We start from the raw sequence: 13,206 nt of genomic DNA, 5'->3' as shown, positions 1-13,206 counted from the left end.
CAAGCCAGTGCCGATCTGCAGCCCCCGATGAAGTGGAATGCCTGGGGCGACCCGCAGTCCGCCAAACCCCTCTCCGACGGCATCAAGGCACTGCTCGCACAGGCCCTCGGCGTCGACGGTCCAGCAGCGCCGGAGTTGGCGGCCGGCGATGTCCGGTTACGCCCCACGTCGCTGTCCGATGATGATCGCGCGGCACTCGAAGCCGTCCTCGGTGACCGGTTCGTCCGCACCGACGATCAGAGTCGGCTGTTGCGCGCCGGCGGCAAGTCCACCCCGGATCTGTTGCGTCGCACGGATAGCGGCCAACAGGATGCGCCGGACGCGGTGCTGCTGCCCGCCGACGAGAGCGCCGTGATCGCAGTGCTGCAGGTCTGCAGCGAGCGCCGGATCGCCGTCGTGCCGTTCGGCGGGGGCACCAGCGTCGTCGGCGGACTGGACCCGTTGCGCGGGGAGTTCTCGGCGGTGGTGTCGGTGGATCTGCGCCGTCTCGATGCGCTGCACAGCCTGGACACCGAGTCCGGCGAGGCAGAACTCGGCGCCGGCGTCACCGGACCGCACACCGAAGAACTGCTCGGCGCCCAGGGGTTCTCGCTCGGTCACTACCCGCAGAGCTTCCAGTTCGCGACGATCGGCGGGTTCGCCGCCACCCGGTCCTCGGGCCAGGACTCGGCCGGCTACGGACGATTCGACGATATGGTGCGCGGACTCACCGTCGTGACGCCGGCGGGTGTGCTCGACCTCGGCCGCGCCCCGGCCTCGGCGGCGGGTCCCGATCTGCGCCAACTGATCGTGGGGTCCGAGGGCGTGTTCGGCATCATCACCCGGGTCCGGGTACGGGTTCACCCGAGCCCTGAGACCACGCGGTACGAGGCCTGGAGGTTTCCCGATTTCGCGACCGGAGCGGCCGCGCTGCGCGCGGTCACCCAGACCGGCACCGGGCCGACGGTGATCCGGCTCTCGGATGAGGCCGAGACCGGGGTGAACCTGGCGACCACCGAGAGCATCGGCGAAAAGACCATCACCGGAGGGTGTTTGGCGATCACCGCATTCGAAGGTACCGCGGCGCATACCTTGAGTCGGCACACCGAGACCGCGGCGGTGCTGCGCGCGCACGGTGGCACCTCACTCGGTGACGGTCCGGCGAAGGCATGGGAGCACGGCCGGTTCGGGGCACCGTACCTGCGCGATTCACTGCTGTCGGCCGGTGCGTTGTGCGAGACGTTGGAGACCGCGACCAACTGGTCGAACATCGGCGCACTGAAGACCGCGGTCACCGCGGCATTGACCGAATCACTGGGCCGGGCCCTGGTGATGTGTCATATTTCGCACGTGTACCCCACCGGAGCGTCGCTGTATTTCACCGTGGTCGCCGGCCAGCAGGGCGACCCGTTGCAGCAGTGGCAACGCGCCAAGATCGCCGCATCGGACGCGATGGTGGCCGCCGGGGGCACCATCACCCACCACCATGCGGTGGGCGCCGATCACCGGCCGTGGATGCGTGCCGAGATCGGCGATCTGGGCGTTGAGGTGTTGCGGGCGGTCAAGGCCACGCTGGACCCGGTCGGAATCATGAACCCGGGCAAGCTGATCCCGTGATCAAGCGGGTCACCGTCCTGACCAACCCCGCATCGGGGCACGGAAGTGCCCCGCATGCCGCCGAGCGCGCCATCACCCAATTGCACCGCCGCGGTGTCGATGTGGTGGCCATCGCCGGCCGCGACTCCGCGCATGCCCGCCAGCTCGTCGAGGGTGCGCTGGAACGCGGGATGGACGCGCTCGTCGTGGTGGGCGGGGACGGCATCATCTCGCTGGCGCTGCAGGTGCTGGCCCGCACCGACATCCCGCTGGGGATCATCCCGGCCGGCACCGGTAACGATCACGCCCGCGAGTTCGGTATTCCGACAAAGGATCCCGAGGCTGCCGCCGATATCGTCGTCGACGGGCGCGCCGTGGCGATCGATCTGGGTCAAATCGTCGGCGCCGACGGGACGCAGCGTTGGTTCGGTACCGTGATGGCCGCCGGATTCGACTCGCTGGTGACCGACCGGACCAACCGGATGCGCTGGCCGCACGGCCGGATGCGTTACAACCTCGCGATGGTCGCCGAGATCTCCAAGCTCCGCCTGCTTCCGTTCCGGTTCACTTTCGACGGTGAGGAGGTCGTCAGCGATCTGACGTTGGCGGCCTTCGGCAACACGCGCAGTTACGGTGGCGGCATGCTGATCACGCCCGGGGCTGATCCGTGCGACGGACTGCTGGACGTGACGATGGTGGCCTCGGCGTCGCGGACGAGGCTGATCCGGTTGTTCCCCACCGTCTTCAAGGGAACCCATGTGCACCTCGACGAGGTCCAGACCCGCCGGGCCCGGGTGATCACGGTGGAATGTCCCGGCATCACGGCCTATGCCGACGGCGAGTTCGTCTGCCCGCTGCCGGTAGAGGTGTCGGCGGTTCCCGGCGCACTCAAGGTATTGCGGCCGTAGCCTGATGCGGTGGACTGGGAGTTCGAGGGCGAGGTGTTCCAGTGGCGCGGGCCGGCGCCGTACTTCTTCGTCGAGACCCCGCCCGAGATCGATGATTTCCTCCATGCCCATCTCGGCGAGCTGACCTACGGCTGGGGTGTCATCCCGGCAACCGTGGGTGTCGGTGACACCGAGGTGCGGACCTCACTCATCCCGAAAGACGGTGTCTACGTGGTACCGCTGAAGGTGGCGCTGCGACGGCCGGAGAGCATCGATGACGGAGACCGCGTCCGGGTGCGCCTACGCGTCGGAGGCTGACCTGTCGTCGGTCAGCGCGGCCAACAAATTCATGGTCCGGGTAATCGCATCGGCCACCGGGCGCGTCGACAGCGACGGATCGATGGCGCGCTGGATGCCCAGCCCAATTCCCGCGCTCAGCAACAGATTTCCGAAGTCGTCGATGCGCGACGCGGTCTCGGGGTCCAGATCTCGTGCCAACGCACGCAGCACTGCGTTGACCATCTGCGCGGCATCGTCGCGAAGCGCGGTGATCATCGCGCCGAGTTCGGGGTTGTGACGAGATAGCACCACGAACTCCAACTCCAGCATGGTCCAACCGACGTCCCCGGCGGTGCGCTCCAACCAGTCGTTGACCGCAGCGATGCGCTCCATCAGATCGGTATCGGTGCCCGCCAGCCGGGACATCTCACCGAGTTTCTCGCGGTGGATCAGGGCCAGCACTTCGCGGCACAGCGCAGGCTTGCTGCCGAAGTTCGAGTACACGGCGCCCTTGGAGAACCCCGCGTCGTCGGCGATATCGTCGAGGCTCGTGGCGGCGTACCCGTGCGCCAGAAAACGCGACTTGGCGGCCTGCAGCAGTTCGGCGCGGGTCTGCTCCTGGCGTTCGGCCCTGGTCAGACGCGGCATGCCCAAATGGTAGACCGCGGGTATTGATTGCACTCCAAGTATTCGGATACCGTCGGTATCCGATATCGGAGGTCACGCATGGAGCATTCGGACGCCCGGCAACCGCGCGTCATCGTCATCGGTGCCGGGTTGGCCGGTATCGCCACGGCATACACGTTGCAACGCAACGGCTTCACCGATTTCACGATCCTGGAGAAAGGCTCCGAGGTCGGCGGGGTGTGGCACTGGAACCGCTACCCCGGCCTGACCTGTGACGTGCCCTCGCAGATCTACCAGTTCGGGTTCGCGCCGAAACCGAACTGGAGCCACCTGTGGGCCAACGGTGACGAGATCCGCGACTACCACCGCGATGTCGTCGAGCGCTTCGGTCTCGACAAGCATCTGCGGCTGAACACGGAAGTGACTGCGGCGCAATACGACAAGGCCGGCTGGACCGTGACCACCGCCGGCGGTGATTCCCTGACGGCCGATTTCGTCATCTGCGCCACCGGCGTCCTGCACCACCCGTTCACCCCCGAAATCCCGGGACTGGACGGCTTCACCGGACCGGTTGTGCACACGGCACGCTGGGATCCACTGCTGCGGACCGAGGGTCAGCGGGTGGCCGTCATCGGCACCGGTTCCACCGGCGTGCAGGTGGTTTCGGCCTTACAGCCCGACGCCGCCGAGATGGTCCACTTCGCCCGTTCGGCGCAGTGGGTGCTGTGGGCGCCGATGTCCCTTCCACAGCCGCGGGCTCTGGCGGCGATCTGGCGACGATGGCCCGCGCTGTTGGACGTCACCTTCGACGGGTTGCAGTGGGGATCCAACATCCTGGCCGATATCGTCACCACCCCGTCATGGCGACGAAAGCTGGTACAGGCTTACGCCCGCGCCAGTCTGCGGGTCCAGATCCGCGATCCGAAGCTGCGGGCCCGACTGACCCCGGATTACCAGCCGCTGTGCAAGCGGCAGGTGGTCTCGGGCAGCTACTACCGCGCCATCACCGCGCCGAACGCCCGACTGGTCACCGGTCCGATCGCCGAGGTCACCCCGACCGGGATCCGCACCGCCGACGGCGAGCAGCACGAGGTCGACGTCATCGTGCTGGCCACCGGCTTTCACGCGCACAACTACATGCGACCGATGTCGGTGGTCGGCCGCGACGGCGTCACCCTCGACGACGTCTGGGTGAAGGGTCCGCGCGCCTACCGGATGACGGCGATCCCGGGCTTCCCGAATCTGTTCACGATCCTGGGGCCGAACTCCCCGACCGGTTCCATCCCACTGCAGTATTCGGCCGAACTCACCGCCCGTTATGTCGTCGCATGGCTCACCCGATTCCGTGACGGTGAACTCGACGAGGTGGAGGTCACCGAAGCGGCCACCGACGAGTTCAACGCCGCAGTCGCCGATGCGCTCGGGCCCACGGTGTGGAACACCGGGTGCAACTCCTGGTACTTCACCGACGAAGGCACCATCGACCTCTGGCCGTGGGACCGCAAAACGCTCACCGACATGTTGAGTGAACCCGAGGATGCCCACTTCACAATCCGGTGAGCGTGCGCAGACTTCGCGGCGATCGCGGCGTGTCTGGGTGCAGACCCGCACGCTCGCCGTAAGAGATCAGCCGACGCCGCGGTTGAGCCAGGTGACCTCGCCGGTGTCGCCACCACCGCGGTAGGGCTCCAGCGACTCGTCCCAGGCGGTGCCGAGCACCGAATCCAGGTCGGCGGCCAACGCGTCGGCACCGGACGCCATCAGGGCACGCAACCGCTGTTCGCCGACCATGACGTCACCATTGGCGCTCATCGCACCGCTCCACAGGCCGAGTTGCGGGGTGTGGCACCAGCGGTGGCCGTCCACGCCCTCACTGGGATCCTCGGTGACCTCGAAGCGCAGCACCGACCACGAACGCAGGGCATTGGCCAACTGGGCACCGGTGCCCACCGGCCCTACCCAGTTCGTGACGGCGCGCAGCTGTCCGGGCATGGCGGGTTGGGGCGTCCACTTGAGGTTCGCCCGCGCCGACAGGGTCGACGAAAGAGCCCACTCCACGTGTGGGCATACCGCCGCGGGCGAGGCGTGAACGTAAACCACGCCAGTTGTCGCCTCGGCGAACTGGTTCGACGCACGCATACTTTTGCTCCTTCGGCTCCACGAGGGACGTCTTCCCCAACGACCTGGTGTTACCGAAATGTGCAGTTGTTTCGTGCGTGTCTATTGTGCCTTGTGGGACGCCTGTTGCGCTAGTGTGCGCCGAATTCTCTCAGGACTCCATCAGAGATGGCCGGCCACAGCTCGTGCGTCCAGTCACCGAAATCGCGGTCGGTGAGCACCACCAGCGCCAGATCGGCGACCGGATCGACCCACAAAAACGTCCCTGACTGGCCGAAATGGCCGAAAGTCGCACCAGAGTTGGCCGCGCCCGTCCAATGCGGCGACTTCTGCGACCGCAGCTCGAACCCCAGCCCCCAGTCATTGGGGCGCTGCGAACCGAACCCGGGCAACACGCCGTTGAGTCCGGGGAACTGCACGGAGGTGGCCTCCGCGTGCAGTTGCGTGGTCACCAGTTCGGGGCGCAGGAGTTCGGCGGCGAAGCGCGCCAGATCAGCCACGCTGGATCGCGCGCCGTAGCCGGCCGCCGGAGCGCCACCATCGAGCACCGACGACGCCATTCCGAGCGGTTCGAAGACCCCCTCGGCGAGATAGGTCTGCACCGGGATCTCGGTGGCCGCCTCGAGCGCCTCGGCGAGCAGGGTGAATCCGTGGTTGGAGTAGATCCGGCGCGTCCCCGGTGCGGCCAGTTGCTCTGAGCTCTGCATGGCCACCCCCGAGGTGTGCGCCAACAGGTGCCGCACCGTCGAGCCCGGCGGTCCGGCCGGGTCGTCGAGGGCGAACGCACCCTCTTCGACCGCGACCTGCGCCGCGCGCGCGACCAACGGTTTGGTGACCGAGGCCAGCCGGAACGTCCGGTCGACGTCCCCGCGCGTCGCCAGCACGCCGTCTCGACCCCCGACCACCGCCGCGGCGGCGGTCGGGACCGGCCAGTCGTCGATCAGATCCAGTGCACCCATAGGCGCCTGAGCCTACTTGTGTGCCACGTAGTAGTAGTTCAGCGGATCGGACTCGATCTCGTGCACCTCGACATCGGTGAATCCCGCGTCCGCCAACATGGACGTCGCCACCTCGCGACCCCACACGGTGCCCAGCCCGTCACCGCCGAGCCCCAGCGAGACCGTCATGCAGTGCATGGTGGACACCGTGTACAGGTAGGCGCCCAGCGGTGCCCCGATGTTGGCCTGCACATCACTGGATGCCTTGATGTCCACCATCAGGAAGGTGCCCCCGGGCCGCAGTGCGGCGAAGATGTTGTCCAGCACCCGCGCCGGGTGGGCCTGATCGTGGATGGCGTCGAAGGCGGTGATGACGTCATAGGCCTCGACCATGTCGAGTTCGGCGACATCGCGGGCCAGGAAGTCGGCATTGGCCAGGCCGCGGTCGGCGGCCTCGGCCCGACCCACCGCCAACCCCTCGTCGGAGAAGTCGATACCGGTGAACCGGCTGGTGCCGAACTCCTGGGCCATGAGGTTGACGGCATGTCCACTGCCGCAACCGATATCGGCCACCGCCGCGTTGCCGCGCAGCTGGTCGACCAGGCCGGGCACCAGCGGCAGGATGACATCGACCAGCGCCGCGTCGAACACCGCGCCGCTCTCCTCGGCCATCAACGTGTGAAACCGCGGATACTCGCCGTAGGACAATCCGCCGCCGGAGCGGAAGCATTCGACGATGCGCTGCTCCACCTCGGCCAGCAACGGGATGAACTGTGCGACACCGGCCAGATTGTCGGTGCCCGCCGCGCGGGTGAGCGCCGCCGCGCGATGTTCGGGCAGCCGGTAGGTGCCGCCGACGGCGTCGTAGTCGATGATCTGCGCGACGGTCAGGCCGCCCAACCATTCCCGTACATAGCGTTCGTCCAGATCGGCGGCATCGGCGATCTGGGTGCTGGTGGCCGCGGGCAGCCGCGCCATGGTGTCGAACAGGCCGGTCTGATGCCCGATGCTCAGCAGCAGGGCCACCGAGGCGTCGTTGATGATGCCGACCACGCGATTGCCGAAATCTTCGGCGGTTTCTTGGATGAGTGCTGTCATACCGCAGACGCTATGGCGACGGGACGCGGCGCGGTATCGGCCGAATAATGCGTTCTTGCAGCATCACGCATGGGGCAAATGATGTAGTCAGCCCTCGGTGTTGACGATCTTGTGCTGATAGGCCCAGGTCAGCGCCGCGGTGCGGGAGGAGACGCCGAGCTTGGCGTAGATGTTGGCCAGGTGACGCCCCACCGTCTTCTCGCTGATGAAGATCGCCTGGGCCACCTGACGGTTGGTCGCGCCACCGGCCAGCGCCCGCAACACCTCGATCTCGCGCCGGGTCAACCCTCCCGGGACGGGCCGTCCACACGCCGCGCTCGGCTGCACCGCCAGCTGCTCGTAGATCGCCTCGGCGGTCGCGATATCGGCGGCGGTCGCCGACTCATCGCCGATTCCCCTGTGCGCCAAGGCCATCCACTCATACACCTCGGCGCTCTCGTAGCGTGCCCGTTGCTCGCGGTAGAAGCGCAAGGCGTCGTTCAGGCTCTCCAGCGCGGCACCGTGCTCGCCGAGGCGGGTGAGCACCGCCCCGCGCGCGTGTGCCGCCCAGGCCCGATACCCCGGCGTCCCGAAGGACCGGGCACCCTCCTGCAGTTCGGCACAGTGGCGCTGTGCCTCGTCCAGATCGTCGCGGGCCAGGGCGATGTCGACGGCGGCCCGCAACATCCGCATCCTGCTGAGCGGGCTCACACCGGCCAGCGCGACCCGTAGCTCGGTCCAGGCCGACTGACTGTCGCCCATCCGGCAGCGCAGCAGCGCCAGTCCGGGCTGTGGGTCGACACCGAGGCTGCGGGCCTTGGCGAAGGCCGCGAGTGCGCCGTCGGTGTCACCGCGCAACCGGCGCACCTCGCCGAGCTGATAGAACCCCTCACCGCTCACCCAGTCGTTGACACCCTCCAAAGCGCAACTGGCCGTGAACAGTTGCTCTTCCAGATGCCGGTAGTCCTGGTCGGCGGCCGCCAGTTGCAACCGATGCACATCGCACACCCGGTAGTAGGTCGCCGTCTGGTGCACATCGCACCATCGCTGCATCGCGTCCGTCCACGCCCGCATCCGCGGCTGGTCGGCCAACTGGTGGCACAGGTTGAGCACCACACAGTAGATGTCGCCGGCCCAATCGACGGTGACCTCTCCGGCCAGCACCGGCAGCATCGCCTCGTCGATGTGGCCGCAGCCGTCGGTGGGCCGATTGTTGCCGAACGCGGCCATCGCGGCGGCCACCGAGGTCAACGCATCCAGCGACGGGTCACCGAGCGGCGCACTGATCTCCCGCAGCCGGTCGGCGTGCACCTGCAGTTCGTCGATATCGCGTCCGGCCCAGGCGACCAACGCCTCCAGATACACCAGATAGCCCATCGCGGGACCCGGCGCCGGGTCGGCGATCAGCCGCCGCGCCCGGCTCATCCAGCCGCGGGCGATGTTCAGATCGCCGCGGGTCACCCATTCCAGACCGAGCTCGAGTGCCTTCATCGCGGCCGCGGCCGGGTCGCTGCGCACCAGTTGGCCGTACACCCGCTCGGCCAGCCGGACCGCCTCGCGGCCGTGACCCAGACGCCAGGCCGCCTCGGCGTAGGAGTCGAGATCCGACAGCGGCATCGGGCCCACGCCGTCGACACGGACGTAGGCCTCGTACACGCCGCGCCAGTTCTGCTGCCCGAGCGCGGTTCGCGCCTCGTGCAGCAGCCCCTCGGCGGTTCCACTGGCCGTCATGAGCGTCACGTTATTACGCGTGGACGCCGGAGACCAGGGCATTTTCGGAGAAACTGGACACCTGTCTGACAGATCGGCGATGCGCGTATTAGGTTATAGGCATAGGTCGGTCCGCGTCGCTCGCGGTGCGCACTCCTGTAGTAGGTTTACCACCGAGCAACTCAAACCACTGTTAGTAAACAGGTATCGATTCCAACGAAAGGTTCAGCAAGGCATGAGTCAGACGGTGCGCGGTGTGATCTCCCGGTCCAAGGGACAGCCCGTCGAGTTGGTCGACATCGTCATCCCCGACCCCGGTCCCGGCGAGGTGGTGGTCGCCATTCAAGCCTGCGGGGTCTGCCACACCGACCTGACCTACCGCGAGGGCGGCATCAACGACGACTATCCCTTCCTGCTCGGCCATGAGGCCGCCGGCATCGTCGAAACCATCGGCGCCGGCGTCACCCACGTGGCCCCCGGCGATTTCGTCATCCTGAACTGGCGCGCGGTGTGCGGCGAATGCCGCGCCTGCAAACGCGGCCGCCCGCACCTGTGCTTCGACACCTTCAACGCCACTCAGAAGATGACCCTGACCGACGGCACCGAACTGTCCCCGGCCCTGGGCATCGGCGCCTTCGCCGACAAGACCCTGGTCCACGAGGGCCAGTGCACCAAGGTCGATCCCGCAGCCGATCCCGCGGTGGCCGGCCTGCTGGGCTGCGGCGTGATGGCCGGCATCGGCGCCGCGATCAACACCGGCGCGGTCAACCGCGACGACACCGTGGCCGTCATCGGCTGCGGCGGCGTCGGCGATGCCGCCATCGCCGGCGCCGCCCTCGTCGGCGCGCGCCGCATCATCGCCGTCGACGTCGACGACCGCAAACTGCACACCGCCCGCGAGTTCGGCGCCACCCACACCATCAACGCCCGCGACCTCGACGCCATCGAAACCATCCAGGACCTCACCGACGGCTTCGGCGCCGACGTCGTCATCGACGCCGTCGGGCGCCCCGAAACCTGGAAGCAGGCGTTCTACGCCCGCGACCTGGCCGGCACCGTCGTCCTGGTCGGCGTGCCCACCCCGGACATGACCCTGGAGATGCCGCTGGTCGACTTCTTCTCCCGCGGCGGATCACTGAAGTCCTCCTGGTACGGCGACTGCCTGCCCGAACGCGACTTCCCCACCCTGATCAGCCTCTACCTGCAGGGCCGCCTGCCGCTGGAGAAGTTCGTCTCCGAGCGCATCAGCCTGGACGCCGTCGAGGACGCCTTCCACAAGATGCACGCCGGCGAGGTGCTGCGCTCGGTGGTCGTGCTGTGAGCGGGCCCGCCAACATCCAGCGCGTCGTCACCTCCGGCACCTTCGAACTCGACGGTGGCAGCTGGGACGTCGACAACAACATCTGGCTCATCGGCGATGACAACGATGTGATCGTCTTCGACGCCGCCCACACCGCCGACCCCATCATCGAGGCCGTCGGCGGCCGCAACGTCGTCGCGGTGGTGTGCACCCACGGCCACAACGACCACATCACCGTCGCACCCGACCTGGCCAAGGCCCTCGACGCCCCGGTGTTCCTGCACCCCGCCGACGAGATGCTCTGGCGCGCCGTACATCCCGAGGCCGAGTTCCGCACCGTCGAAGACAGGCAGGTGCTGCGCGCCGGCGGTATCGAACTGCACGCCCTGCACACCCCCGGACACTCCCCCGGATCGGTCTGCTGGTCGGTCCCGGCCCTGAACGCCGTCATCTCCGGTGACACCCTGTTCCAGGGCGGACCCGGCGCGACCGGACGGTCCTACTCGGACTTCCCGACCATCCTGGAATCCATCTCCACCCGCCTGGGCACACTGCCCGACGAAACCGTCGTCTACACCGGCCACGGCGACACCACCACCATCGGCGGCGAACTCGTCAACTACGACGAATGGGTCACACGCGGCCACTGATCGAGATGCACGCAATGGTTGCTGAAACCGCGCGCCAGGCAACCATTACGTGCATTTCGCGTCTCCCGGCAGCGGCGGGATGTTGCTGAAACTTCATTTGCTGACGCGATGCGCGAAATTGCCTGCGCCACCGTTAAACTGGGCTTATGACCCGCTGGCCGCTTCGCACATTGTTGCTGTGCCTGGTCGCGGCGGTGACGGTGGCGTGCTCGGCACCGGCACCTGAACGCGTCTTCATCCGAGCCACCTCGCCCGAGGTGGTCACACCGGTGCACACCCCGGCGGTCGGTATCGACGGCACGCGACTGACCCTCGGCGGTAAGCCGTGGTGGCCCATCGGGGTCAATGCCTATCAGCTGGGTACCGACTGGTCGGTCAATGCCGGCTGCGGCGCCCAGGTCGACCTGGACACCTTCTTCGGCCAACTGCCCCCGCACTCGCTCACGCGGTTCAACGCGTTCTCCAGTCTGGCGACGAACAAGGAAACCGGCCTGCTGGATTTCAGCGCACTCGACGCCGTGGTGCGGGCCGCGGAACGGCACGGCCAGTTGCTCATCGCGGTGCTGTCCAGCAATGAGGGCAGTTGTGAGGGCGACACGTTCAAGGAGTACCGGTGGTACACCGAGGGCTGGCGCACCGACCTCACCCCCGGCATGACGATGACGTTCTCCCAGTGGCTCGACACCGCCGTGCAGCGCTGGGGTGACTCGCCGGCGCTGGCGGGCTGGACCGCGGTCGGTGAGCCCGAGCCGTCGGATTGTGCCGACAGCGCCTGCACCTGGCAGCTGCGCCAGTGCCATGCCGACTCGGCTCAGGTGCTGCGGGCGTTCTATGACGTCACCGGTGCCCGGATCCACGAACTGGACCCCGGCACACCGGTTTTCAGCGGTCACGCCGGCGGAGGACAGTGCGGCTCGGCCGGTGCCGAGTTCGAGCACGTGAGCGCATCCCCGGGCATCGACGTGCTGGAGTACCACTTCTACGAGGCGACCGATTCGCTGACCGGTGACCACTTCGACGGACTGCCCCGCCGCGTCGATCAGGCCCGCGCACTGGACAAGCCGCTGTTGATCACCGAGATCGGCATGGAGGCCGGGTCCTGCGGGTCCGTCGACGACCGGGAGCAGGTGCTGCGGCACGCCTTCACCGAGATGCGCAGGCAGGGGGCGGCCGGCGCGATGTTCTGGTCCTTCGTGCCCGATCCGCGACACGGCGAATGCACGCTCGACATCGGTCCGGGTGACCCGCTGATGCGTCTGGTCGGACGCGAGGTCTAGTCAGCCACCCAACAGCCGACGCTTCTCCGACTCGAACTCGGCCTCGGTGAGGGCACCGGAATCGCGCAGTGCGGCCAGCGTCTTGAGCTGCTCGATGCGGATACCGTCCTCGGTCGGTGTGTAGGACTGCACCGGTTGGTATGTCACCACCGGAGTGTCGCCGATGTCGAACGTCGGCGACACCGGCCGCGCGGTGCGCCGTACCCGGGCCGCCCACACCCGCGCGACGATCAGGTCCACCAGACCCAGCCCGAACACCGCGGCACACCACCACGGTGCCTGGCCCAGCGAGCTCGGCTGCCCGAACGCCAGCCGCGGGCGCAGGAATGCGCCGACGTTGCCGTCGGTGCGAACGGTGTATCGACCGGCCTCGGCGACCTGAGCCACCCACACCCGGACGCGGGCATCGTTGTTGACCGTCGTTGTGCCGCCGATGCTCTCGACGACGTCGGGTTCGGGCACACCCTCGGGCGGCTCGATGGCCATCCGCAGATCCGGGATCGGCAATCCGCCGCCGCCCGTGCTGCCGATGATCTGGGTGTGGAAGCTGATCGTCACCTCACCGGCGGGCAGCTGCATTTCCGCCCGTCCGGGTATCGGGACCTCACCGTAGGCGTTGTACCGGTCGAAGACGAACACGTTGAGGATCAACGTGACGACGAATCCGATCCCGGCGGCGATCATGGTCACCACGGCGATGATGGTGAGCAGCCGGGGCACGGTGGCGGGTGACATACCGCGAAGTCTGACATGCACTTCGGGGGCGCG

Annotated in this window: 13 protein-coding genes; 7 read left to right on the top strand and 6 right to left on the bottom strand. The window is 67.7% G+C overall.

The features are described 5' to 3' along the window. The first annotated feature begins 27 nt into the window (after positions 1 to 27). The 3 genes from ACWDUN_RS26670 to ACWDUN_RS26660 are packed head-to-tail and all read left to right on the top strand — an operon-like array spanning position 28 to position 2,780. A complete protein-coding gene (locus tag ACWDUN_RS26670) occupies positions 28 to 1,596 on the top strand; it encodes an FAD-binding oxidoreductase (RefSeq protein ID WP_449933529.1) in 1,569 nt (522 codons plus the stop codon). Next, on the top strand, positions 1,596 to 2,483 hold the full coding sequence (locus tag ACWDUN_RS26665) for a diacylglycerol kinase (RefSeq protein WP_449933527.1): 888 nt from the start codon (positions 1,596 to 1,598) through the stop codon (positions 2,481 to 2,483). Before ACWDUN_RS26670 ends, ACWDUN_RS26665 begins: the two co-directional genes overlap by 1 nt. 9 nt (positions 2,484 to 2,492) lie before the next feature. After that, positions 2,493 to 2,780, top strand: a complete 288-nt coding sequence (locus ACWDUN_RS26660) for a DUF1905 domain-containing protein (RefSeq protein ID WP_449933452.1) — start codon at positions 2,493 to 2,495, stop codon at positions 2,778 to 2,780. On the opposite strand, the gene ACWDUN_RS26655 is transcribed toward ACWDUN_RS26660, so the two are convergent. Further along, positions 2,763 to 3,389, bottom strand: coding sequence for a TetR/AcrR family transcriptional regulator (locus ACWDUN_RS26655; RefSeq protein ID WP_449933450.1), 627 nt, complete (start codon positions 3,387 to 3,389; stop codon positions 2,763 to 2,765). The genes ACWDUN_RS26660 and ACWDUN_RS26655 overlap by 18 nt on opposite strands. A 78-nt stretch (positions 3,390 to 3,467) precedes the next feature. On the opposite strand from ACWDUN_RS26655, the gene ACWDUN_RS26650 reads away from it, so the two are divergent. Next, complete coding sequence (locus ACWDUN_RS26650) at positions 3,468 to 4,928, top strand: flavin-containing monooxygenase (protein ID WP_449933449.1); 1,461 nt, start codon at positions 3,468 to 3,470, stop codon at positions 4,926 to 4,928. 66 nt (positions 4,929 to 4,994) lie between these two features. Here the strand turns inward: ACWDUN_RS26650 and ACWDUN_RS26645 are convergent, their stop codons facing one another. The 4 genes from ACWDUN_RS26645 to ACWDUN_RS26630 all read right to left on the bottom strand — a co-directional run bounded on the left by ACWDUN_RS26645 (position 4,995) and on the right by ACWDUN_RS26630 (position 9,232). After that, positions 4,995 to 5,507, bottom strand: a complete 513-nt coding sequence (locus tag ACWDUN_RS26645; RefSeq protein ID WP_023986000.1) for a DUF3145 domain-containing protein — start codon at positions 5,505 to 5,507, stop codon at positions 4,995 to 4,997. A 110-nt stretch (positions 5,508 to 5,617) separates the two neighbouring features. After that, the gene (locus tag ACWDUN_RS26640) at positions 5,618 to 6,445 is read right to left on the bottom strand and encodes a serine hydrolase domain-containing protein (RefSeq protein WP_449933447.1); all 828 of its coding nucleotides are present in this window, start codon (positions 6,443 to 6,445) and stop codon (positions 5,618 to 5,620) included. 12 nt (positions 6,446 to 6,457) lie between these two features. Then, the gene (locus tag ACWDUN_RS26635; RefSeq protein WP_449933446.1) at positions 6,458 to 7,522 is read right to left on the bottom strand and encodes a class I SAM-dependent methyltransferase; all 1,065 of its coding nucleotides are present in this window, start codon (positions 7,520 to 7,522) and stop codon (positions 6,458 to 6,460) included. Positions 7,523 to 7,609: 87 nt separating this feature from the next. Beyond that, positions 7,610 to 9,232, bottom strand: coding sequence for a LuxR C-terminal-related transcriptional regulator (locus ACWDUN_RS26630; RefSeq protein WP_449933445.1), 1,623 nt, complete (start codon positions 9,230 to 9,232; stop codon positions 7,610 to 7,612). 214 nt (positions 9,233 to 9,446) lie between these two features. On the opposite strand from ACWDUN_RS26630, the gene ACWDUN_RS26625 reads away from it, so the two are divergent. The 3 genes from ACWDUN_RS26625 (at position 9,447) to ACWDUN_RS26615 (ending at position 12,438) form a co-directional block, all read left to right on the top strand. Continuing rightward, a complete protein-coding gene (locus tag ACWDUN_RS26625; RefSeq protein ID WP_449933443.1) occupies positions 9,447 to 10,532 on the top strand; it encodes an S-(hydroxymethyl)mycothiol dehydrogenase in 1,086 nt (361 codons plus the stop codon). Continuing rightward, entirely contained in the window at positions 10,529 to 11,161 is a 633-nt protein-coding gene (locus tag ACWDUN_RS26620) for an MBL fold metallo-hydrolase (protein ID WP_449933442.1), read from the top strand. Before ACWDUN_RS26625 ends, ACWDUN_RS26620 begins: the two co-directional genes overlap by 4 nt. A gap of 146 nt (positions 11,162 to 11,307) precedes the next feature. Continuing rightward, positions 11,308 to 12,438 (top strand): beta-mannosidase, encoded by a 1,131-nt coding sequence (locus tag ACWDUN_RS26615; protein ID WP_449933441.1) that lies wholly within the window; start codon positions 11,308 to 11,310, stop codon positions 12,436 to 12,438. Here ACWDUN_RS26615 and ACWDUN_RS26610 read toward each other — a convergent pair whose 3' ends face one another. Next, positions 12,439 to 13,173 carry an SHOCT domain-containing protein gene (locus ACWDUN_RS26610; protein ID WP_449933439.1) on the bottom strand — a complete coding sequence of 245 codons (735 nt, stop codon included), beginning with the start codon at positions 13,171 to 13,173 and terminating at the stop codon, positions 12,439 to 12,441. Positions 13,174 to 13,206 lie beyond the last annotated feature (33 nt).

Source organism: Mycobacterium sp. NPDC003323 (genome assembly GCF_053589535.1).
This window is presented reverse-complemented; position numbering and strand designations above follow the sequence as displayed.